Annotated in this window: 20 protein-coding genes; 4 read left to right on the top strand and 16 right to left on the bottom strand. The window is 35.4% G+C overall.

From position 1 onward, the window contains the following. Nucleotides 1-9: 9 nt before the first annotated feature. Nucleotides 10-1,764: an ABC transporter ATP-binding protein gene (locus PQ462_RS17005; protein WP_274250895.1), complete on the bottom strand. Its 1,755-nt coding sequence runs from the start codon at nt 1,762-1,764 to the stop codon at nt 10-12. Between the two features lie 95 nt (nt 1,765-1,859). Beyond that, nucleotides 1,860-2,594, bottom strand: coding sequence for a tRNA pseudouridine(38-40) synthase TruA (gene truA, locus PQ462_RS17000; RefSeq protein WP_274250894.1), 735 nt, complete (start codon nt 2,592-2,594; stop codon nt 1,860-1,862). 217 nt (nt 2,595-2,811) lie between these two features. On the opposite strand from truA, the gene PQ462_RS16995 reads away from it, so the two are divergent. Beyond that, nucleotides 2,812-3,306 carry a metallophosphoesterase family protein gene (locus PQ462_RS16995; RefSeq protein ID WP_274250893.1) on the top strand — a complete coding sequence of 165 codons (495 nt, stop codon included), beginning with the start codon at nt 2,812-2,814 and terminating at the stop codon, nt 3,304-3,306. A gap of 3 nt (nt 3,307-3,309) precedes the next feature. Here PQ462_RS16995 and PQ462_RS16990 read toward each other — a convergent pair whose 3' ends face one another. From PQ462_RS16990 to PQ462_RS16980, 3 genes are all read right to left on the bottom strand, one after another. Continuing rightward, complete coding sequence (locus PQ462_RS16990) at nt 3,310-4,230, bottom strand: sensor histidine kinase (RefSeq protein WP_274250892.1); 921 nt, start codon at nt 4,228-4,230, stop codon at nt 3,310-3,312. 35 nt (nt 4,231-4,265) lie between these two features. Then, a complete protein-coding gene (locus PQ462_RS16985) occupies nt 4,266-4,925 on the bottom strand; it encodes a response regulator (RefSeq protein ID WP_274250891.1) in 660 nt (219 codons plus the stop codon). Nucleotides 4,926-5,086: 161 nt separating this feature from the next. After that, nucleotides 5,087-5,503 (bottom strand): DUF4293 domain-containing protein, encoded by a 417-nt coding sequence (locus PQ462_RS16980; protein ID WP_012026628.1) that lies wholly within the window; start codon nt 5,501-5,503, stop codon nt 5,087-5,089. Nucleotides 5,504-5,686: 183 nt separating this feature from the next. Between PQ462_RS16980 and rho the strand changes: the two genes are divergently transcribed. Continuing rightward, the gene (gene rho / locus PQ462_RS16975; RefSeq protein ID WP_274250890.1) at nt 5,687-7,507 is read left to right on the top strand and encodes a transcription termination factor Rho; all 1,821 of its coding nucleotides are present in this window, start codon (nt 5,687-5,689) and stop codon (nt 7,505-7,507) included. Between the two features lie 180 nt (nt 7,508-7,687). Here the strand turns inward: rho and PQ462_RS16970 are convergent, their stop codons facing one another. The 4 genes from PQ462_RS16970 to PQ462_RS16955 form a co-directional block, all read right to left on the bottom strand. Next, complete coding sequence (locus PQ462_RS16970) at nt 7,688-8,713, bottom strand: M28 family peptidase (RefSeq protein ID WP_274250889.1); 1,026 nt, start codon at nt 8,711-8,713, stop codon at nt 7,688-7,690. 9 nt (nt 8,714-8,722) lie between these two features. Then, nucleotides 8,723-9,691, bottom strand: a complete 969-nt coding sequence (locus tag PQ462_RS16965; protein ID WP_274250888.1) for a DUF3667 domain-containing protein — start codon at nt 9,689-9,691, stop codon at nt 8,723-8,725. A gap of 159 nt (nt 9,692-9,850) precedes the next feature. Next, a complete protein-coding gene (locus PQ462_RS16960) occupies nt 9,851-10,624 on the bottom strand; it encodes a dienelactone hydrolase family protein (protein WP_012026624.1) in 774 nt (257 codons plus the stop codon). Between the two features lie 106 nt (nt 10,625-10,730). After that, on the bottom strand, nt 10,731-11,183 hold the full coding sequence (locus tag PQ462_RS16955) for an Lrp/AsnC family transcriptional regulator (protein ID WP_012026623.1): 453 nt from the start codon (nt 11,181-11,183) through the stop codon (nt 10,731-10,733). Nucleotides 11,184-11,377: 194 nt separating this feature from the next. Here PQ462_RS16955 and rocD point away from each other — a divergent pair, with 194 nt between their 5' ends. Then, nucleotides 11,378-12,631, top strand: a complete 1,254-nt coding sequence (gene rocD, locus PQ462_RS16950; RefSeq protein WP_149206626.1) for an ornithine--oxo-acid transaminase — start codon at nt 11,378-11,380, stop codon at nt 12,629-12,631. 183 nt (nt 12,632-12,814) lie between these two features. Beyond that, nucleotides 12,815-13,264 (top strand): DUF1810 domain-containing protein, encoded by a 450-nt coding sequence (locus PQ462_RS16945; RefSeq protein ID WP_274250887.1) that lies wholly within the window; start codon nt 12,815-12,817, stop codon nt 13,262-13,264. Between the two features lie 380 nt (nt 13,265-13,644). Here the strand turns inward: PQ462_RS16945 and PQ462_RS16940 are convergent, their stop codons facing one another. From PQ462_RS16940 to PQ462_RS16910, 7 genes are all read right to left on the bottom strand, one after another. Continuing rightward, complete coding sequence (locus PQ462_RS16940; protein ID WP_274250886.1) at nt 13,645-15,576, bottom strand: family 2A encapsulin nanocompartment cargo protein cysteine desulfurase; 1,932 nt, start codon at nt 15,574-15,576, stop codon at nt 13,645-13,647. Continuing rightward, on the bottom strand, nt 15,560-16,480 hold the full coding sequence (locus PQ462_RS16935) for a family 2A encapsulin nanocompartment shell protein (protein ID WP_012026619.1): 921 nt from the start codon (nt 16,478-16,480) through the stop codon (nt 15,560-15,562). The genes PQ462_RS16940 and PQ462_RS16935 overlap by 17 nt, the downstream gene beginning before the upstream one ends. Before the next feature lie 105 nt (nt 16,481-16,585). Then, a complete protein-coding gene (gene cysK / locus PQ462_RS16930; RefSeq protein WP_274250885.1) occupies nt 16,586-17,506 on the bottom strand; it encodes a cysteine synthase A in 921 nt (306 codons plus the stop codon). A 198-nt stretch (nt 17,507-17,704) separates the two neighbouring features. Next, on the bottom strand, nt 17,705-19,360 hold the full coding sequence (locus PQ462_RS16925) for an arylsulfatase (RefSeq protein ID WP_274250884.1): 1,656 nt from the start codon (nt 19,358-19,360) through the stop codon (nt 17,705-17,707). A gap of 676 nt (nt 19,361-20,036) precedes the next feature. Continuing rightward, nucleotides 20,037-21,296: a YeiH family protein gene (locus PQ462_RS16920; RefSeq protein ID WP_274250883.1), complete on the bottom strand. Its 1,260-nt coding sequence runs from the start codon at nt 21,294-21,296 to the stop codon at nt 20,037-20,039. Nucleotides 21,297-21,514: 218 nt separating this feature from the next. After that, nucleotides 21,515-23,134, bottom strand: a complete 1,620-nt coding sequence (locus tag PQ462_RS16915; protein WP_274250882.1) for a sulfatase-like hydrolase/transferase — start codon at nt 23,132-23,134, stop codon at nt 21,515-21,517. A gap of 27 nt (nt 23,135-23,161) precedes the next feature. Continuing rightward, complete coding sequence (locus tag PQ462_RS16910; RefSeq protein ID WP_274250881.1) at nt 23,162-23,878, bottom strand: thioredoxin domain-containing protein; 717 nt, start codon at nt 23,876-23,878, stop codon at nt 23,162-23,164. Between the last annotated feature and the right edge of the window lie 13 nt (nt 23,879-23,891).

The following is a 23,891-nucleotide window of genomic DNA, read 5'->3' as shown; positions in this document are numbered from 1 at the left end:
ATCAGTAATTTAATTCGCAACCGAGAATTGAGAATCGTATAAGTTTTTATAATATCCATCAGTTTTCATTAATAATTCCTGATGAGTTCCTTGTTCCACAATCAAACCTTTATCCATTACTACAATTTTATCAGCATTTACAATTGTTGCCAAACGGTGTGCAATAATAATTGAAGTTCTTCCTTTTGTAATCGTTTCCGTTGCACGCTGAATCAATTCTTCAGAATAGGTATCAATAGACGAAGTTGCTTCATCCAAAATCAAAATACTTGGGTTGCTCACATACGAACGTAAAAAAGCAATTAATTGTCTTTGACCAGACGAAAGCATAACGCCGCGTTCCTTAACATCAAAATCATAATTATCAGGAAGACCCATAATAAACTCGTGAACACCAATTTTCTTTGCGGCATCTAAAACCTTTTCGCGTGTAATTTCAGGATTATGAAGTGTAATGTTATTGTAAATCGTATCGGCAAACAAAAATACATCTTGTAAAACCACAGCGATTTGTTTTCGAAGCGAAGCCAAAGTGTAATTTTCAATATTTTCTCCATCAATACAAATCGTACCGCTGTTAATTTCATAAAAACGATTCAGCAGATTAATAATAGTCGATTTTCCTGCTCCTGTTGAACCTACAATAGCAACAGTTTGCCCAGCATTTACAGACAAGTCAATACCTTTTATGACTTCTTCTTCGGGAATATAACTAAAACGGACTTGTTTAAAATCGATACTTCCGTTAAAAACCGGAGCCTCAATTGTTCCTGTATCCTGAATATGATCCTGAGTATCGATAATATCAAAAACACGATTGGCTGCAATCATTCCTAACTGCATCTCGTTAAATTTATCAGCAATCTGTCTTAACGGATTAAAAAGCATCCCGATAAACATCGTATAAGAAAACAAATCTCCAAAAGTGGTAAAAGTATCGCCGTTCAAAATTTTGAATCCTCCAAAAACTACAACCAAACCTAAAGTAATCGACGAAATAATATCGGCAATAGGGAAGAAGATCGAGTTGTATAAAATGGTTTTAATCCACGCAACTCTGTGTTTGTCGTTAATGACTCTGAAATTTTCGGCTTCGATTTTTTCGCGGTTAAAAAGCTGTACGATTTTCATTCCCGTTACACGTTCCTGAACAAACGAATTCATGTTGGCAATCTGTGTACGTACTTCCTCAAAAGCCACCTGCATTTTACGCTGAAAAATTCGGGTAATATAAACCAGAATAGGCATTGCCACCACCACAATCCAGGTAAGTTTCCAGTTCATATAAAACATGAAAATCAAAACCACCAGCATTTTCATCAAATCACTTATAATCATAAACAATCCCTGACTGAAAATACGGGCTATAGATTCAATATCCGAAACTGATCTGGTAACCAGCTGCCCAACCGGAACCAAATCAAAATATTTCATTCTAAAACTTAAAATGTGTTTGAAAAGTTTGTTGCGAATATCTTTTACAATATCCTGTCCGAGCCAGTTGGCCCAATACACAAAATAGAACTGAGAGAAAACCTCCATCAGCAAAACCGCTCCCATTAAAATAATATACAACAGCAAACCAGTCTTGTCGTGCGTTTTGATATAGCCGTCGACCGTTTGTTTTAATAAATAAGGTCGCAGTGCTGCGAAAATAGAGAGCGAAACCGCAAAAATAATAACGCCGTAGTAACGCCATTTATAAGGTTTCGTATATTTTAAAATCCGTTTAAATAAACCGGTATCAAATGCTTTTGCTTTCATTTTTTTGATGCTTTAAGCTTTAGGCTTTAGGCTGTAAGCTATTAGCAGTAAACAGTAAGAAATAAGCCTGAAGCCTATTGCCTAAAGCTTAAAGCTTATAAATAATCGTAATAAATTTTGGTTAAATACAAACCATGCGCCGGAACCGAAAATCCGGCTTTTTCTCTGTTTTTGCTGGCAATAATATTTTCAAAATCTGCCAGCGTGATTTTGTGTAATCCTATATTAATTAAAGTTCCTACAATTGCCCGAACCATGTTTCGTAAAAAACGGTTTGCCGAAATTGTAAAAATCAGTTTGCTATTTTCCTGTTTCCAATAGGCCTCAAAAATCGTGCAGTCAAAAGTATTAACATCTGTATTTACTTTTGAGAAACACTGAAAATCGGTATGCTTCAATAATATCTTTGCAGCCTCATTCATTAACTCAACATCGAGCTTTTGAGTCACGTACCAGCTCAATTCTTCTAAAAACGGATTTTTAACTGTATTGATATGATATTCGTATGTTCTTTTTGTTGCGTCAAATCTACAATGCGCATCATCATGTACCGGAATCAGGTTGTAAACCGCAATATCTTTTGGTAAATACGAATTGAGTTTATGAACCAAAACCGGAATATCAATTGATTTTTCTAAATCAAAATGTCCGTACATTTCCTCGGCATGCACCCCAGTATCTGTTCTTCCGGCGCCCATAACATTTATGGTTGAATTTAATAAAACCGAAAGCGCTTTATTTAAAGTTTCCTGAACTGAAGAAGCATTTGGCTGAAACTGCCAGCCATGATAATGAGTTCCGTTATAAGCAAAATGAATAAAATATCTCATTGTGAGGTACAGAGGTTTTGAGGTGCAAAGGTACGAAAAAAAGTTGCTAAGGTTCTAAGAGACTAAGATTTTAAGGTTTATTTGCGGGTTTTGTAAAACGTATTGCCTGTAGTGCATCTCTACAGAAAAAACCTTTGTACCTTTGCATTTATGAGGTTTTAAATCTCAAAAAAGAAAAACTTAGAATCTTAGCAACTCAGCACCTTAGCGCCTTAGAATGAAAAAAATCCTCCTCCTTTCAGATACACACTCTCATATTGATGATACCATTTTAAAATATGTCGCTCAGGCCGATGAAGTCTGGCATGCGGGTGATATTGGAGATTTGCATGTTACAGATACTATCAAAAAGCTGAAACCGCTTCGTTGTGTGTATGGAAATATTGATGATGCAAAAGCGAGATTAGAGTTTCCGCTGCACAATAGGTTTATGTGCGAAAATGTATCGGTTTGGATTACGCACATTGGCGGTTATCCCGGAAAATACAATCCTGCGATTAGAGATGAAATGACTTCAAATTCGCCTAAATTATTCATTTGCGGACATTCTCATATTTTAAAAGTGATGTTTGATAAAAAATATAACCTATTGCACATGAATCCCGGTGCAGCAGGAAAAAGCGGATTCCACCAAATGCGCACTATGCTTCGTTTTGTAATAGACGATGATAAAATAAAAGATTTGGAAATTATAGAAATTGGTAAAAAGTAAAAATTACGAAATGGGAACTTTTATTTTTATAGAAGTTCCTGTGTTTTCATTTGCCCGCGATATAATAGAAAATGATCCTTTTAATTTTTTTATTCTAACCCTGATTCGGTTTAAACCAAAACCTTCAATTTCGTTGAGTTTTTCGGCATCAAAACCTTTTCCGTTGTCGTGAATAATAATAATTAACTGATTCTTATTTTCATGCAGAGAAATTTGAGCTTTCTGTGCTTCACTGTGATTAATTATATTGCTTACCAATTCTGAAACAATAAAATAAAGCTTCGTTTCGAATTTTTCAGAATATCTGGTTTCTGACGTAACTGAGCTTGAAAATGCAAACTCAATACTTGAATTAGAATTTCTTTCGCATAAATCTTCTAAAGCATAAATTAACCCAAAGCGAACCAATAGGGTAGGAACGAGGTCATGCGAAATGTCGCGTAAAAGATCATGAGCTTGTGCCAGAATGGCTTTTGCTTTTTGAATTTCTTCAGACTGAATATTGGTTTTTGTTGTAAAAACATTTAAATGCAGTCCGGCCGAAGATAAAAGCGAATTTATATTATCATGTAAAAAGGAAGCAATTTTTTTTTGTTCAGTTTCCTGACTGTCAATTCCGGCGTTTATTACATTTAAGAGGATTTTCTGTTTCGTGTCTTTTCGCTTTATCTTCTGTTTTAAACGGTTGTTTTGATACACAAAATAGAAAAGAAAAAACAATATAATAATAAGAACAATAGATAAGCTTACGACTTTTTTATTTCGTAATTGTTCCAGCTTAATTGGTTTGAAAACGTTAGTTGTATTTGAACTTTCGGAAACAGTCGTTTTTGATTTTTCAGAAGAAATAGTATCCTGGCTAAAAGCTTTATTTTCAATTGAAACAAAGAAAAATACTAATAGGAAAACTCTAATAAAAGACATAGATTTTATTTGTTTTTGAATATTTATCAATTGAATTACTCGTTAATTAAATTGTTTTTTAAAGCATATTTTACAAGTCCGATAGTATTTTTTATGTTGAGTTTTTTCATAATATTTTTTCGGTGTGTTTCAACTGTATTTACACTAATGAATAGCTTTTCGCTTATTTCTTTTCCACTGTATTCCAAACAAATTAAGGTTACGATTTCAATTTCCCTCGGACTTAAAATAGGATTTTCGATATAAACATTCTTATTCAGTTTTGGGTTGTTTTGAGAAAACATGCTGAATATTTTTTCTCTCACTGCATCCGAAAAATATTCCTGTCCTTCATAAACAGCTCCTATGGCTTCAATTATATTTTCGCCGGCACATTTTTTTGTCAAATAGCCTTTAGCGCCCAATTTCATTACTTCTTTAATGATTTTCAGGTCGTCATAACTCGATAAAATAATGACTTTGCACGGAATACCTTTTTGATTGAATTCTTTTAAAACTTCAATCCCGTCTTTTTGAGGCATGCTAATGTCTAAAACAAGAATATCAGCCTGGTTTTTGATTACATCATCGTATATGGCCACGCCATTCAATGAACTGCCCACAATTTCAAAATTTGAAACCGTTTGTAATAAATTGGTCAGTCCATCAATCAATACTTGATGATCATCGGCAAGATGTATTTTTATTTTAGACATAAATGTTTTTTTGCGCAAAATGCAAATTTATGAATAAAATATCTTACAAAAATGATATTTGGAAATGATTTGGGATATTCTGTTTTAAGAGAAAAATAAGGCACAAAAAAACCCGAATATAAATTCGGGTTCTCTTCGCACAAAAAATTAAGTTTATAGGTTTATCTCAAACGGTCTACAGATTTTACAAGATCTTCGTCCTTCTTGATGGCCTTATTAGCTAAAACTAATAACACGATAGCAGCAATAGGAAGAAACATCCCAATACCTTTCTCAGAAACAGCTTCTGCTGTTTCTCCAGATAAATTTAGAGAACGATATACAAACAATCCTAATAAAATTAAATTTAATATTATGTTCAGTCTGCCCATGACAAACTGATTTTGTCTTTTTTTGTATGAAATAATGCTAATGATAGTAAGCATTGTGCTTAAACCTAAAATTACAGTGTAAAGCTGGCTTTGCATGAAATAAAAAGCTTTACCTGTATTTAATGTCCAAAGCGGCGTAAAAAACATTAAAACCCCAGTAACTACAAAGGTTAGAATTAAATATACGGTTTGAATTCGTTGTAACATAACTTGAAATTGTTTTACAAAAATATATTTTCTTTTTTTAAAATACTATTGTATGATTAAATTTTATTCGTATTATTGCATCAAAATACCGTAAGCACTTCATACTGCGGTCAATTGAAATAAATTATCTACCTATTCTTTTTACAGTATTTCCTTTAAAATAATTAAATTCATAGAACATTCATGTTTGATATTTCTGCATTAAAAGAAATGAAGCTTTCTGAGCTTCAAGAAATAGCTAAGCTAGCTAAAACAATAAAGATTAACGGCGTTAAAAAAGATACTCTGATTACTCAGATATTAGCGCATCAGGAAGCGGCAGCTGCACCGCCGGCAGAAACTATTGCAGAAAAGGAAGCAAACACTGAAAAACCAAAAAGAGTCCGAATTGCTCCTGCTAAAAAAACAGTTAGTAAAAGTGCTCCCGTTCTAGAATTTGATGCTGTAGAGGAAGCTCCAAAGGAAATTGTAACTCCTGCAGCTGTAGAAGAAAAGCAGCCAGCAGAAGCCCAAGAAGTATCTGAAGATAAAACAGCAGAGAAAAAAGGTCCAAAAGTTGTCAAATTCAATAAGTCGGCTTATGAAAAAAAGGTCGCACAGCAAAAGGAAAAAGAAGCTGTAAAAGAAGTGATTTCGACAGAAGAAACCGCAGAAAATACCACAACAGCACCAGTTGCTGAAAAAACTGAAAATACTGCCCCGGTTAAAAAGATTAATCCTAATCAGAATAAAAACCAAAATCCCAACCAGAATCAAAATCCGAATCAAAACCAAAACCAGAACCCAAATCAAAACGGGAACGGGAACGGAAATGGTAACAATGGGAATCAAAACCAAAACCACAAAAACAAAAAGAACAGCAACAATTTCAGAGATTCTGATTTTGAATTCGATGGAATTATCGAAAGCGAAGGTGTTCTTGAAATGATGCCGGACGGTTATGGATTTTTGCGTTCTTCTGATTATAATTATTTAGCTTCTCCGGATGATATTTACTTATCAACTTCACAAATCAGATTATTTGGTTTAAAAACTGGAGATACCGTAAAAGGTGTGGTTCGTCCTCCAAAAGAAGGAGAGAAGTTTTTCCCTCTTGTTCGCGTTTTAAAAATTAACGGACATGATCCGCAGGTTGTTCGCGACAGAGTTTCTTTTGAACACCTGACACCGGTTTTCCCTTCTGAAAAATTTAAATTAGCCGAAAAAGGCAGCTCTATATCAACTCGTATTATCGATTTGTTTTCTCCTATTGGAAAAGGACAGCGTGGAATGATCGTTGCACAGCCAAAAACGGGTAAAACAATGCTTTTAAAAGACATTGCCAACGCAATTGCTGCTAATCACCCTGAAGTTTATTTAATCGTTCTTTTGATTGATGAGCGTCCTGAGGAGGTTACCGATATGCAGAGAAGTGTTCGCGGCGAAGTTATCGCGTCAACTTTTGACAGAGAACCGCAGGAACACGTAAAAATCGCTAATATTGTTTTGGAAAAATCAAAACGTTTAGTTGAATGCGGACATGATGTTGTAATTTTATTAGATTCTATTACACGTTTAGCAAGAGCTTATAATACAGTTCAGCCGGCATCTGGAAAAGTGTTAAGCGGTGGTGTTGATGCTAATGCATTACAAAAACCAAAACGTTTCTTTGGAGCTGCAAGAAATGTAGAAAACGGTGGTTCATTAAGTATCATTGCAACTGCATTAACAGAAACTGGTTCTAAAATGGACGAGGTGATCTTTGAAGAATTTAAAGGAACCGGTAACATGGAACTTCAGTTAGATCGTAAAATTGCTAACAAACGTATTTTCCCTGCAATCGATCTTACTTCTTCAAGTACACGCCGCGACGATTTGTTACTTGACGAGAAAACTTTACAAAGAATGTGGATCATGCGTAAATATCTATCAGATATGAACCCGGTAGAATCTATGGATTTTGTAAACGACCGTTTCAAGAAAACAAAAAACAACGAAGAGTTTTTGATTTCTATGAATGACTAGAAAGAGGTTCTAAGCTACTGAGGTACTGAGGTTCTAAGCTACTGAGGTACTGAGGTTCTAAGCTTTTTGTTTGACTTTAAACTTTAGTTAATAATATAAAAAGGGATGAGTTTTATAAACTCATCCCTTTGTTTTTTATCTTAGAACCTTAGCATCTTAGCAGCTTAGTACCTCAGAACCTTACTTAATCGGTTTATCAACTACCGGTCTATTCTCTCTGTTAGCTAAATCCCAGGCAAGTACAAAAGCCAGTTTTGTTCTTTTGGTTAAAGCATCGTATTCGATTTTTTGAGGTTCATCGCCTTTTCCGTGGTAATCTTCGTGAACTCCGTTAAAGAAGAAAATTGCCGGAATACCGTGTTTTGCGAAGTTATAGTGATCAGAACGCTCATAAAAATGATTTGGGTCTTTAGGATCATTAAATTTAAAATCTAAGTCCATTTTGATGTATTTCTCGTTTTGAGCCACAACCGCATTATGAAGATCAGATGATAACCTGTCTGCACCAATTACATACACATAATTATTAGTGTTTGCATGTTCAACATCACGGCGTCCGATCATGTCGATATTGATATCAGCAATTGTGTTTGCAATAGGGAAAAGAGGATTTTCTGAGTAAAAACGAGATCCGTGTAATCCGTGCTCTTCACCAGTTACGTGCAAAAACAAAATAGAACGTTTTGGTCCGCGCCCTTGTTTTTTAGCTTTAGCAAAAGCTTTAGCCATTTCAATAACCGCTACAGTTCCAGAACCATCATCATCAGCTCCGTTGTAGACTTCGCCGTCTTTAATTCCCACGTGATCGTAGTGAGCAGAAATAACCAAAACTTCATCCGGTTTTTCAGAACCTTCGATGTAAGCCCAGATATTTTCTGAATCTGGTAAATTTTGATTACGTTTTGCATTTAAATAAGATGCCGGAATGTGCTGGTAAAAATCTGAAGCACCTTTTGGGAAAGAGATACCGCTTTTTTTGTATTGGTCAATCATATAAAGACCTGCTTTTTTCTGTCCTGCAGATCCGGTTTCACGACCTTCCATTTCATCTGAAGCCACAACATAAAGCATTGTTTTAAGGTCTTTTTCAGAGATAAGCTTGACATATTTAGAGGGATCTGAATTGTCTTTGTTTGCTGCCGACTGCGTATTTTTACATGAAAACGCTGTTGAAGCAATTAAAAATAAAATGAGTAATTTTTTCATTTCTACTTGTTAGTGTAAATTAATAAATGTGTAAAGAATGTATAAAGTGAGTAAAAATAGAATAAAAAGAGAATTTATTATAAACAGTAAGAAACTTTTTATAAAAGATACTATTCTGGACTCGCCATAAAAACGATGATGCGCCGGATAAAAGTAATAACACATCCAGACTGTTCCTGCAAAAGTCGTTAATCCGGAAACGTATGACAACGGACTGTCTTCTCCAAATAAACCTACAATCCTGTCAACTACAAACATAATGAGAAAGATAAGAAGGAGGAAGGAAAAATAATGAAGCGTAAAGATCCCGTGATCAAAATAATACCATCTTTTTTTGTTGTGAAAAAGCCACAGAAAAAAAGCAAAAAACGGCATAATGATAAATAAGATTTTAGGCAGATTATGAAAGAACGATTCAACGAACTTTTCATAAATCTCTTTTTTGGTATATTTTTCAGTTACGTGTATTGCTTTTTCAGAAACCCAATACGATGAAGCATTCAGCTTCTCACTTTCTTTTCCATATTTCTGGATCGAATCAAGTTCTTTTATCGTCTTAAAATGAAAATACCTTTTGTCTTTCTTTCGGTCTATACTTTCACTGGTTTTCGAAATTTCTTTGTTCAGCACAGTTTCACTTTTATCAATTTTTTCGTTTATGTTGGCTGGAAACAGGGAAATCATTAAAAAAGTAATAAAACTTATAAAAATATAAAGACGAACCGGAGCAAGATAAGACAAACGTTTTCCGGAAAGATATTCTTTAGTAAGCGTAGAAGGCTTAAAAAGAAGATTTTTTATTGTTTTCCAGAATGCATTTTCATAATGTGTTAAATCTTCAAAAAAGTGAATAAACAAATGATGAAATGTTTTTCTGGAATCGCTGTTTTCCTGCCCGCAGTTTGGACAAAACTTTTGTTCAACAACATGCCGGCAGTTTAAACAGGTTTTGTCTTCTCTAATTTTGTTGTGTGACATCGGTTATTTTAGTTGGTTTTGGTTTGGTTATTTTTTGCCGGCCGATTATACGGGTTAAACAGATTTACACTGGTTTTTACATGAATCTTCGGAATTAAATGTATTGCAATCAGCTTTAAATCTGTTTAATCAGTATCATCTGCTTGCTATAAAAAAGTATTATTTCTTAAGCACTTCGTTTAAGAAAAGCTGTAAATGTTCAAAAGATCTTTTAGCAGCAACCGGGTTATAAGCTGCGCCTTTAGAATTGTCGTTTCCAGCCTCAGGATTTGTAAATGAGTGCACTGAATTGGCATAATAAATCATCTGCCAGTCTGCTTTAGAATCGCGCATTTCCTGCTGGAATGATGTAATTTCTTCTTTTGGCACAAACGGATCATCGGCTCCGTGACAAATTAAAACTTTGGCTGTAATAGGTTCAGTTTTTCTTGCGGCATCTTTTCCTAAACCGCCGTGAAAAGAAGCAATTCCTTTTACGTTTAAATGACCGCGTGCCGCTTCAAGAACTCCAGTTCCTCCAAAACAGTAACCAATAGCCACGATATTATCTGCATTTGCTCCAGATTTAACTAATTCCTGCAAAGCGGCGTTAATTCGTTTTTGATACGCTTCGTAATTTGTTTTATAGAAACCAGCTTGTTTTCCAGCTTCACCTGTATTTTTTGGATAATTTCCTTCTCCATAAATATCAGCGATAAAAACATGGTAACCCAGTTTTGATAAATCTTCGGCAATTCCTTTAGAGGCATTGTCAATTCCAAGCCATGCCGGTAAAAGCAAAATCCCCGGATTGTTATTGCTTTTTTTAGCCGATTTAATAAATAAACCATTCAAAGTCTGGCTTCCTTCAGAATATTTTACGGGTTTTAGTTGTGCATTCATAGTAGTTGAAAACAATATTGCAGCGAAAATAAGTGTGATCGAATTTTTCATTTTTTACAATTTTTAACAAATATCTGAAATAAAATGTTACAAAAAAACCTCTCAAGTCATTTATTGAGAGGTTTATATTCTTAAAATTGAATGAAATTGAGATTCTTTATAAAGAGACATTTCTTTTAAAAGCACATCCTAATTCGACCATAGAATCGGTTTTGGCAATTCCTGGAATATTGTCGATTTTATCGTATAATATTTTACGCATATGTTCGTGGTTTCGAGCTGTAATTTTAAGGTAAAGCGTAAAAGAACCCGTTACAAAATAGCATTCTGTAATTTCAGGAATTTCTTTTAAAGCTTCAATAATTCTTTCAGAATCAGAATCCTTATTTAATGTAATTCCGGTAAAAGAAGCCCAGTCGTACCCAATTTGTTTTTCGTTTAAAATAGGTTTGATTCCTGTAATTATGCCCTGCTCAAATAAACGGTTTATACGCTGATGCACCATTGTATTCGAAATTTTCAAATTAGAAGCAATTGTCGAATAAGCAATTCGACCGTCTTTTTCTAATTCTTTGATGATTTTTACGTCAAATTCATCTAACATATCCATGCCGTTATTTTTAATTTCTGTAAAGATAAAAAAACTCTCAATTGAATTTGAACCCAAATTTTTTAAAATGACTTTAATTTGGCTTAAAATAAGTTATATTTGTTTTTTAAAACTAAAATAAGGTTAAAAATGTTTTATTTTCACTCTTAAATAAATAATTTTTATATTTTTGTTTCAGAAAAAATAAAATTATCATGGCAAATACTCAAGAAATACTTTCGTCAAAATCAGAAGTTTTGATTGAAAAAGAGAATAAATACGGAGCACATAACTATCATCCGCTTCCTGTAGTGTTAGAAAAAGGAGAAGGTGTTTATGTATGGGATGTTGACGGTAAAAGATATTATGACTTCTTATCTGCTTATTCTGCTGTAAATCAAGGACACTGCCATCCAAAAATTGTGAAAGCAATGATAGATCAGGCACAGACCTTAACGCTTACATCACGTGCTTTTTACAATGATAAATTAGGAAACTACGAAGAATACGTTACAAAATATTTCGGTTTTGATAAAGTACTGCCAATGAATACAGGTGCAGAAGCTGTTGAAACTGCACTAAAAGTATCCAGAAAATGGGCTTATGAAGTAAAAGGAATTCCTGAAAATCAGGCGCAGATTATTGTGTGCGAGAATAATTTTCACGGAAGAACAACCACAATCATTTCATTTTCTAACGACGAAACAGCCCGTAAAAACTTTGGTCCGTTTACAGATGGATTTATAAAAATTGAATACGATAATCTCGAAGCTCTTGAAAAAGCTTTAGAATCATCAAAAAATATTGCCGGATTTTTAGTTGAACCTATTCAGGGAGAAGCCGGAGTTTATGTGCCAAGTGAAGGATATTTAGCAAAAGCAAAAGCATTATGCGAAAAGCACAATGTTTTGTTTATTGCAGATGAGGTTCAAACCGGAATTGCACGTACCGGAAAATTATTAGCTGTTCACCACGAAAATGTACAGCCGGATATCCTGATTTTAGGAAAAGCTATTTCTGGCGGCGTTTATCCAGTTTCAGCAGTTTTATGCAATAATGAAATCATGAATGTTATCAAGCCGGGGCAGCACGGGTCTACTTTTGGAGGAAATCCAGTTGCGGCAGCGGTTGCGATTGCAGCTCTTGAAGTGGTAAAAGACGAAAAATTAGCCGAAAATGCAGAACGCTTGGGAATTATTCTAAGAGAAGGATTAAACAAGATTGCCGAAAAGAATGACTTAATTACGCTGGTTCGCGGTAAAGGACTTTTGAATGCAATTGTAATTAACAGCGGCGAAGATTCTGATCTGGCCTGGGAAATATGCTTGAAATTTAGAGACAACGGATTACTGGCAAAACCAACACACGGAAACAAAATTAGATTTGCACCGCCATTGGTAATGACAGAAGAACAAATTAATGAATGTCTTGAAATTATCGAGAAATCTTTGAACGAGTTTAAAAACTAAATTCAGTTACAATTATAAAAGGTACAGCTGCGAAAATCTTTCGCAGCTGTTTTGTTTTTGGCAAATTGGAATTATATAATGAACTGTATTAATTATATAAATTTTAAATCAGGAACGTGAGTAGTTTTGAATGTCCTTAAAAAAGACCTGAAAATTTGTTTAACCTTATAAAAATTATTTCAGATGGCTTACGCAAATAATGATTTAACACGCTTTTTAGACGCACAGAACAAACTTTACCTTACGGCTTACTCCGAATTACAAAAAGGAAAAAAAGAAACGCATTGGATGTGGTTTATTTTTCCGCAGATAAAAGGTTTAGGAAAAAGTACGATTGCTAAATATTATGCTCTTGCAGATTTAAAAGAGGCAGAAGATTTTCTAAATCATCCTATTTTAGCCAAACATCTAATTGAAATTTGCAAGGTTTTATTAGAATATAAAACAAAATCGATTGAAGCAATTTTGGGTGAATTAAATGCACGAAAACTTCGTTCCTCAATGACGCTTTTTTCTCAAACAGAAAATGCAGATCCTATATTTCAGGAAATATTAGATGTATTTTTCTTAGGGTTTTCAGACCCGCTTACTTTAGCAAGTATTACAGAACCAGAAATTGCCATGGCATCTTAATTTTTTACAATTAAGAGTGCTCTGAAGGAGTGAAATATTTATGAAAATATTTTATCCTTCTCAGTACAAAGCCCCAGCGGGGCGGTATATTTTTGCAGCCAATATATTTCGCTCCTCCGGAGCTCTAAATATTTTCGCAATTTATTTCTATAAATATTCAGCTTCTCCGAAGCCATTTCTATGAATGATTAAAGGGTTCTATAAATGTTCTGCTTTTCCGAAGCCATGTTTGAATCCATATTTATGGATAATAAATGGCTGTCATTTTACTTTCTTATTATATATTAAAAAAGCGATTGTCCTAAGACAATCGCTTTGGTTATAATTACTTAAAATATCAAAAAAAGTAATTATTTCGAGAGAACAAAATCTCCTTATTTTTAGAATCTAACTTTTTTAAGTTCCCAAATGGTTTTAATAAAAGTATCGACATCTTCGGTTGTATTATAAAATGCTAATGACGGACGAACAGTCGTTTCAACACCCATTCTTCTTAAAATAGGCTGTGCGCAATGATGTCCGGTTCGCACCGCAACACCTTCTTTATTTAGAGCCTGTCCAACCTGATCGTTTGAATAGCCTTGTAAATTAAAAGACAATACACTGGCTTTATCTTTGGCAGTTCCAATCAATCGTACACCCGGAATTTCTTTCAATAATTTTGTGGCATATTCTAACAAATAATGCTCGTATTGACCAATGGCTTCGATTCCTAATTTGGTGACATAATCTATTGCCGCGCCAAGACCAATGGCATCGGCAATATTTCCGGTTCCGGCTTCAAAACGATTGGGTGCTTTGTGGTATTTTATTTCCTCAAAAGTCACATCCTGAATCATGTTGCCGCCAGATTGATACGGCTGCATTTCGTTTAGTAAATCTTCTTTTCCGTACAAAGCTCCAATTCCCGTTGGACCAAATAACTTGTGTCCTGAAAAAACCAGCCAGTCTGGATTTAAATGCTGAACATCGACTTTCATATGCGAAACCGATTGTGCACCATCAATTAAAACTTTTGCTCCGGCAGCGTGCGCCATTTCCACTATTTTTTTTGCAGGCGTTACTGTTCCCAAAGCATTTGAAACTTGTGTAAAAGCAACCAAACGTGTTTTTGAGGTGAGCAGTTTTGCATATTCATCCAGCAGGATCTGACCATCGTCATCAACAGGAATTACTCTTAGTTTTAAGCCTTTTTTATCAGCAAGACGTTTCCACGGAACAATATTCGCATGATGCTCCAGATTACTCACAATAATTTCATCGCCTGAATTTAAATTCTGTTCGCCCCAGGTCGAAGCCACCAGATTTATTCCTTCTGTTGCGCCTCTTACAAAAACAATTTCATTTACAGAACCGGCATTTAAAAAAACTTTCACTTTTTCACGCGCCGCTTCATACGCATCAGAGGCACGCGCCGCCAGTTCATGCGCCGCACGATGGATATTTGAATTTTCGTGTTCGTAGAAATACGCAATTCTGTCAATAACTGATTGCGGTTTCTGTGTTGTTGCCGCATTATCAAACCAAACTAAAGGCTTTCCGTTTACTGTTTCTCTTAAAATCGGGAAATCCTTTTTTACCAGTGAAGCATCAAAATGATGTCCTTTAAAAAGCTGGATCTCTTTATGATCGAAAGAATTTCCAACAATAATATCTGTACTTCTTTTATCAAATGCAAAAGGATTCTGATCTAAAAAATAATACGAATTTGCTGTTTCATTTCCGTTTAAAGGAAATTCTTCACGTTTTTTAAACTGAGTATCAACAGATGCCAAAGCCGCCTGCAATTCGATCTCAAAAGAAGAATTTTCAGCTTGAAAAGGCAGATATTGATGGTTCAATGAAAAACCCGAGAAAAGACTTTCTTCATTCAATTGAGGGGAATTCCCGTTTTTTAAATTTGAATCATAAAACCCATTATGCGGATTGTTGATATTTAAATCATGGTTTTCCTGAACTCCCGAAGACGAATTTCTGTTTTGCGGATTAAATCCTGCTCCGGCATTTGGGTATAAAGCTGATGCTCCATTTCCATAATTTATTACAGAAGGAGAAGCTCCAAAACCGCTGAATGCAGTCGGTGCCGGCGTTACACTCGACGGACTCACCGCAGGAATATGACCAAACTGATCACTGTTTCCGGCATGTAAAATCGTTTCTGCAATTTTTACCGCACGAGGATGTTCGGCTTTATCCGGACTTAATGAAATTTCTTTTGGAAACTCATTCGGTAAAGCTTTAAACAACTCGTTTGCTAAATTTTGCAGATCGTCGATGTTTGGTAAACCGTTGTTGTTAATATTTGTACTCATGATACTTTCCTATTTCTACATCTTCTAAAACAGCAATAGCATCATCTACCAAAATAGCCAAAGAACAATACAGCGATACTAAATACGAAGCAATGGCTTTTTCATTAATTCCCATAAAACGAACCGATAATCCAGGAGATTGTTCGCCTTGTAATCCCGGCTGGATTAATCCAATAACGCCCTGACGACTTTCGCCTGTTCTTAAAAGAATGATTTTTGATTTTCCTTTTACGATTGGCAATTTATCTGATGGAATAAGCGGAATTCCTCTCCAGGTTAAAAACTGAGATCCAAATAATGAAGTTGTTGGAGGCGGAACACCACGACGTGTACATTCGCGCCCAAAAGCAGCAATTGCAAGCGGATGCAGTAAAAAGAATCCAGGTTCTTTCCAGACTTTTGTCAGCAATTCATCTAAATCATCCGGAGTTGGCGCTCCCGTTCTGGTTTTTATAATTTGAGACGGCGCAACGTTGCTCAATAATCCGTAATCTTTGTTGTTGATTAATTCGCTTTCCTGACGCTCTTTGATGGTTTCGATTGCCAGACGAAGCTGTTCAGAAATTTGGTTATACGGCTTGCTGTACAAATCAGAAACGCGGGTATGAACATCAACAATAGTTTGTACGGCTGCCAGATTGTATTCTCTTGGATTTTCGATATAATCTACGAAAGTGTTAGGTAAAACTCTTTCGTCGCGGGCAGAACAATCGACTTCAATATGGTTTGCATTTTTAACTTTATTCAAACGAAACACTCCTGATTCTACAGGAACCCAATGCAAAAGATGCGTTAACCAGCGCGGTGTAATAGTGCCAATTTGAGGAACGGTACGAGTTGCGATTGCTAATTGTCTTGCAGCAACATCGCCCAATGCGGTCTGTTGTTTTTGTAAATCTGCCATAGTTTTAAGGTTTTTTGGTTAATTATTTTATTTTTAATCAATTCTAAGATTTATTTCTTAAAATTACAGGCTTTATTTTATTGTAATGTTTTGATTTTATGTTTTTTAGGAGAAAAAATCGAATAATTCTTCTACAGAGAGATAACGTTCTCCGGTATCATAATTAAAAGTCAGGATTACGGCATCTTCCGGAATATTTTTTATTTTTTTAGAAACCGCAGCTAATGCCGCTCCAGTAGAAATTCCTCCAAAAATGCCTTCCTCTTTTGCTAGTTTTTTAGCAAATGAAAAAGCATCATTTTTTTCGATCGTTACGATTTCATCTACATATTCACGGTTAAAAACTTCAGGAATAAATCCGGCGCCAATTCCCTGCAATGGGTGAGGAGCAGGAATACCACCGCTTAAAACTGGAGAAAGGGCAGGTTCTACAGCAATTGTTTTTAGATTTGGAAAATGCTGTTTTAAAATTTTAGAAACTCCGGTAATATGTCCGCCTGTACCAACTCCTGTGATCAAATAATCAATACCGTCTGGAAAATCGGCCAGAATTTCCTGTGCCGTTGTTCTTTCGTGAACTTCAACATTGGCCCGATTGGTAAATTGAGAAGGCAGAAAAGAGTTTTTAATAGTCGATGCCAGTTCATTTGCTTTTTCAACCGCTCCAGAAGTTCCTTTTTTCCTTGGTGTCAATACATATTCGGCACCATAAGCTTCGATAATTTTTCGGCGTTCAACACTCATTGATTCCGGCATTACAATAATTACTTTATATCCTTTTACGGCTGCCACAAGCGAAAGTCCAATTCCGGTATTGCCAGATGTTGGCTCAATAATAATAGAATCCGGATTTAAAAGTCCTTTTTTCTCTGCATCTTCAATCATAGCCAGAGCAATTCTGTCTTTGATACTCGATCCCGGATTTGATTTTTCTAATTTAATCCATACTTCATGGGTTTTAAAAAGCTTGTTGAGCTTAATGTGCGGCGTATTGCCAATGGTTTCTAAAATGTTTTGATATTTCATGTGTTTGATATTTTTAAACTTCAATTATTGAGTAATTTAAACACATAGAAACATAGAATTTCGACACTTAAAAAAAGACGTTTCACTTGCATTAACTTATCCCGATAGCTATCGGGACTATGTGTGGTGACCTGTCATCTTTTTAATCTTTATCTCAAGAAAAAAGATCTATGTTTCTATGTGTTTAAATTAATAATTTTATTTTTTCAGCGCTGCACCGCCCGGCATTGTTTCTGGTTTTAGTTTGAATTTGCTGTATTCTACAACTCCCGTTTTGTCTGCCCATTCAAAATATGAAGCCGAAAGTTTGTTTACGATTCCCGCATTCTGCTGTGCTACATTTGTAGTTTCGCCTCGGTCTTTTTCAAGATCATACAATTCCCATTCGTAAGAAGGATAAATCGAAACCAACTTCCATTTTCCATCGCGGACGGCTCTGTTTCCGGCTCTTTCCCAAAATAATGGTGCGCCTCTGTCGACCTGTGAAACATTATTAAATAAAACAGGTAACAAACTTTTTCCAGCCAGGGCGTTTGTCGTCACACCATTATATTCTTTTGGGTATTCAATTCCGGCTAGTTCATAAAAAGTAGGAGCGAGGTCAATAATGTGTCCGGTTCCTTTATCAATTCTGCCCGCTTTGATTTTTGACGGATACCAGGCAATAAACGGCGAACTAAAACCGCCTTCGTGCATATTGTTTTTATATTGCTGCAACGGCGTATTCGATAAATAAGCCCAGTTTTGTTCCTGATAATCAAATGAACCCGAAGTTCCAACTGGCCCATCATTTCGAACCAAACCTCTTCCCAGCGGATTATACGTATTAAATCCGCCTTGTGCGCCGTTGTCTGATATGAAAATAATCAGCGTATTTTTGTCTTTTTTCAAAGCTTTTAATTTGTCAAGAACTTTACCCACATTTTGGTCCATATTGTCGACCATTGCGGCATAAACTTCCATTTTAGCTTTCCAGAATTGCTTTTCGTCATACGTTAGTTTATTCCATTCCGGAACTTCAGGATCTCTTGGCGATATAGTCTGGTCTGCCGTTAAAATGCCGTTTGCTTTTAGTTTCTGGATTCTTTTTTCTCTTAAAACATCCCAGCCTTCATCAAATTTTCCTCTGTATTTGGCAATGTCAACTGGTTTTGCCTGTAACGGCCAGTGCGGCGCGGTAAAAGCTAAGTATAAAAAGAAAGGTTTATTTTCTTTGTTTTGTTCGTCTAAAAAAGTCACTGCATTATTTCCAATTTCATCTGTAAAATAATACGAATCATCTTTTGGATGCAGTTCTTCGTTATTGCGGATTAATTTTACCGGATAAGGTGTTTTTCCAAATGGAAGCGGTTTGGTGTCAAAATAGTTTGAGGCGCCTTTTAAGATTCCGTAAAATTTGTCAAATCCTCTTTGATTCGGCCATTGCGCCTGATCTTCAGAACCCACGTGCCATTTTCCGGATAAAAGTGTGCTGTAACCGCCAGAACGGAAAACTTCTCCAAGCGTTAAAGATTCTTTGTTTAAGTAGCCCTGATAAGCAGGTAAACCTAAATTTACATCAAAAAATCCAACTCCGGCTTTATGTTGATATTGCCCGGTTAGGAGAGAAGCCCTTGTTGGCGCACAAATCGAATTGTTGTAAAATTCGCGTAAACGTAAACCTTCTGAAGCCAGTTTATCGAGATTTGGAGTTTTAATTTCTGAACCATAATTTCCTAAATCTGAATATCCCATATCGTCAACCAAAATCAGTATAATATTGGGTTTTGTTTCGGTTTGAGCATTTGACTCGTGAGAAGTGAAAGCTCCGGTTAAGAGAATGGAAAACAGAAGTTTTGTAATTTTTGTATTCATTGTAATGTACTTTTTTGTGTGTTGTTTTTTGTTTTTGTAAGTGATAAATGTTCTTTAAATCAGGTCATTTCTGTTGCCGCAGAAATGACCTTTAGTAATCAAAAAGAATGTTAGTTTGTCGTCTCCATTTTCATTTTTGATTTAGTATAAAGTAATAACTTTTGAAGCACAGGCTTCAAATGATATTTCAATAGAATTTGAGATAGATGCAGTTCGTTTTGATGTGTCCCGATTTTAATTTTAAACCGATTGAAAGCGAACATAAATGGAAGAATTAACAACAGCTGCACATATAACAAGAAGCGTTATAAGTGTTTTTTTTACGAAGAATGTGAAACGTATTGTGTACTGCTGTTTTCAAAATGTAAGTTTTTAATTTTAAACTCTACTAATTCTATAGACAAAGTTATATTTAATATTGTAAAAACCAAATTATTCTTTACTTTTTTTGAAAAAAAGATGTGATGTAATAGGGTATAGGTATGTTTTTAGGTTGTAATTTGTTGTTTTTTAAAGTTTTAGTTGTCTGTTAGATACAAAGCATGTCATTGCGAGGAATGAAGCAATCTCATTTGTTTAATCAAGCTTTGCAGCTAATTGTTAATGTGACTGCTTCGTTCCTCGCAATGACTTAGCGTGCTTAGCGTAAAACTTAGCGCGCTTTGCGGTTCAACTACTACCCAAAAAGCAAAAATGCAATAATCAATGTAACAATCACATTGAATAACTGTGCAATTAAAAAAGCATATAATGGTATACGGCTGTTATTGCTCAATAAATCTTTAAAATTGGTTTCTAAACCTATGCTTGTAAAAGCCAATGCAAACCAAATTCCCTGCAGGTTTTTTAAACTGTCTTTAACGCTGTCTCTGGTTTCTGGCGTAATTAAAAATGAAAAGAGGAGAGAAGCAGCAATAAATCCGATTACGAATTTTGGAAAACGCTCCCAGATTACTTTTAAAGTTGGTTTGGATTCGACAGCTTCCGATGTTGTATTATGCGAATACGTCCAATAAACCGAAATGGCAAAAGCAGCTAATCCGAGTAAAACGTTTTGAGAGAATTTTACAATTGTACTGATTTTTAAAGCCGTTTCGCCAACCAAAGTTCCAGAAGCCACAACAGCTCCAGATGTGTCGATACTGCCTCCCAGCCAGGCTCCGGTTACTTCTTCGGGAAAATTGAAGTATCTGGCAATAATGGGCATGAAAATCATCATGGGAATTGCGGTTACCAAAACAATTGAAATAACGTACGATAATTTCTTAGAATCGCCTTTTATCGCGCCCGATGTTGCAATTGCGGCAGAAACACCGCAGATAGAAACAGCACTAGAAATCATCATTGTGAGTTCGTCATCGACTTTTAATTTTCGGCAAAGCCAAAAGGCAAAATACCAGACAGATATAACAACAACCAATGCCTGTATTAAGCCTAATGATCCTGCCTTTAAAATATCTGAAAAAATAACACTGGTTCCCAATAAAACCAGTCCAATTTTTACAAAAACTTCTGTAGAAAGTGCAGAGCGAAACCATTCCGGAAGTTTAAAAAAGTTGCCAATGACCAAACCAATTATCAAACTAAAAATTACAGCTTCGAGATTGATGGATTTTATGGCTGCATTTCCAGCCAGAATAAGGGCAATTAGAGTTAAGATATATACTACAGGAAAAGTAAATAGAAAATATCTTACAGGTCTTCCAATCAAAAAAGTACCCAGCGTACCAATGGAAATAAAATATATAAATTGAATAAAAAGAATTTCAAGGTTTTGAAGATCGAATACTTTTGTTTGTAAATCGGCAGGGTTTGACCAGTTAAAAACGGGAACTTCGGGAAGAAATATAAAAAGTGAAATCCCGATGATTATAAATCCCAGAATTACAACAGTCCAGTCTTCGTGGATATTAAATTTTTTAGATTGAGTTGACATATTTTTGATTTGATTATTCTAAGAATTATCGATTCTAAGATTTTATTTCAATTGCCTCGAGCTTCATCTAGAGGTAACCAATTTGCAAACAGAAAAGGCTTTAGCCGAATAAAAAGTTTGGCTAAAGCCTTCTTTACTTTTAATTTTTAAAACCTCCAGCTACTGCTGGAGGTAATTTATTTTTGATATGAAAAACCTGTCGGGTTTGTTATGTTTAATTACAGATCAACAAAGTATTTTTGTTTACCAAAGTCGAATTCGTAATAAGTTAGATTTGGCCATAAAGGTTTAATTAATCCTTTTTCCCAGTTTTGTAAAGCAGTTTGTAATTCTTTTACTTTTTCAGGATTTTTTGAAGCCAGATCCGTAGTTTCAGATTTGTCTTTGGCTAAATTGTATAACCAGGTTTCATGGGTTTTACCGCTGATGATTAATTTCCAGTCACCGCTTCTAATAGCTTTTGCATCGCCGGAACGCCAGTATAAATTTTGATGTGCTTGTTTATTATTATTGACAACATCAACTAAATCAACTCCGTCGTAAACACGGTCTTTTGGCAAGCCTGAATGTGTTACGGCTGCAATTGTGCTGAAAATATCCAGTGAACTTACAGGTGTTTTATAAATAGTATGCGGTTTTATTTTTCCTTTCCACGAAAGTGCAAACGGAACATTTACACCGCCTTCAAAATGAGAAAATTTACCTCCTTTTAATGGCGCATTTGTTGTCGCATAAGTATAATCGGCACCGCCGTTGTCGCTGGCGAAGAAGATTAAGGTGTTTTCTTCCAGACCTTCTTTTTTAACTTTGGCCCTGATTCTTCCAATAGCGTCATCAAGAGCGCTGATCATGGCAAAATAAACACGTTTGTTTTCGTCTTTTACATTTGGGAAACGATCGTAATATTTTTTACGAACCTGAAACGGCGTGTGCGGCGCATTAAATGGAACGTAAAGCAAAAACGGTTTGTTTTTGTTTTTATCGATAAAAGCTTCGGCTTCTTCTGCAAATTTTTCAGTCAGGTATTTCTTTTCGTCAATAATGGTGCTGTCACGGCGGATTTGTCCAGTTCCTACACGGCCATTACCCCAAATCGTTTTATCGGTAAAATCGGTATGGTGATGGTTGATAATATCCGGATTATTATCTTCCGGCGCAAAAAGCGAAAACGCCTGATAAAAACCGTAATGATAATCGAAGCCTCTGTCTAAAGGAAAAAATCCTTTGTTGTGCCCCAAATGCCATTTCCCAATAATGGCGGTACTGTAACCTTGTTTTTTTGCTAAATCAGCAAAAGTAATTTCAGATTTTGGAAGTCCCTGAGTAGCGATTGAGGCATCGTTTGGATATTCAATTTTTGGATTTAAACGCCAGCTGTTTGTATTGAGAAGATACTTAAAAGCATAATATTCTAAGTTGTTTTTAGGATATCGGTCTCCGGGCTGATATTCATGTCCGAAACGTTCCTGATAACGGCCCGTTAACAATCCGGCGCGCGAAGGCGAACAAATAGAAGACGAAACATAGCCGTCTGTAAAAGTTACGCCAGATGCAGCAAGTGAATCAATTTGTGGCGTTGGCGTTGATTTTCCGCCGTATAAAGAAATATCATATTTGCCTAAATCATCGGCAAGGAGAATGATAATGTTGGGCTTTTTTTCTGAAGCTGCGGAAGTATCTTTCTGGGAAAGAAATGCTGCTTTTCCTTCGGCTAATTTTTGGTCGGGTTTAATTAACGTTCCATCGGTATTAATGGGCCAGAATAAAAATGCAGCCAGAATAAGAAGCACTATTAAAATGGATATTACAATTTTGGTTATTTTTTTATAGACTGCCATTATGGTTAGTTTAGTTTTGAATTAAGTTTATTTAGAAGCCAAAGCCACATCAACATCTTTTTTTAAATCGTTGAAACCATCTTTTTTGAAAACAATTTTGCCATTTTGATATAATATCAGAGTTGGAAAAACTTTAATCGTTTTTAAATCGGCAATTACCTGCGGACTGGTTTCAAGATCAATTTCTACGATTTTTAAATTCTCGCCGTATTGTGTTTTGATCGTTTCTAAAACGGGTTTTACTTTTGTGCACGCGCCGCAGTATTTCGATCCAATGTCGACCAAAACAGTTTTGTTGTCAGCAACGATTTTATTGTATTCTGTAAGGGTTAATTTGCTTTTGGAACTGGCATAAAAAGGTTTTCCGTTTCCAATCCAGTTGGCAATACCGCCTTCCAGACTATAGGCTTCTTTAAAACCGTTTTTTAATAATTCATCGGCGAGCCAAACGCTTCTTCCTGCTCCAATAGAGTAGGTGAAAACGGGTTTTGATTTGTCTAGTTTTGCAACTTGTTCGGCATAATTTTTTGATTCTAAATTGAAGTTTACTGCGCCGTTAATATGGTTTAAAGCAAATTCTTCGGGACCTCGCGCATCAATTATCTGAGGCTTTTTTTCTGCCTGAATTTTGCTGTAGAAAATATCAAGCGAAACGGTATTGGAGCTTTTACTCTGCGAAAATGCCGCGATTGCAAAAAGCAGAATCAAGGCTGTAATGCTGTTTTTGATTTTATTATTTTTCATAATGAAAATGTTT

The organism is Flavobacterium sp. KACC 22758 (assembly GCF_028736135.1).
Classification (GTDB): Bacteria; Bacteroidota; Bacteroidia; order Flavobacteriales; family Flavobacteriaceae; genus Flavobacterium; species Flavobacterium johnsoniae.
This window is presented reverse-complemented; position numbering and strand designations above follow the sequence as displayed.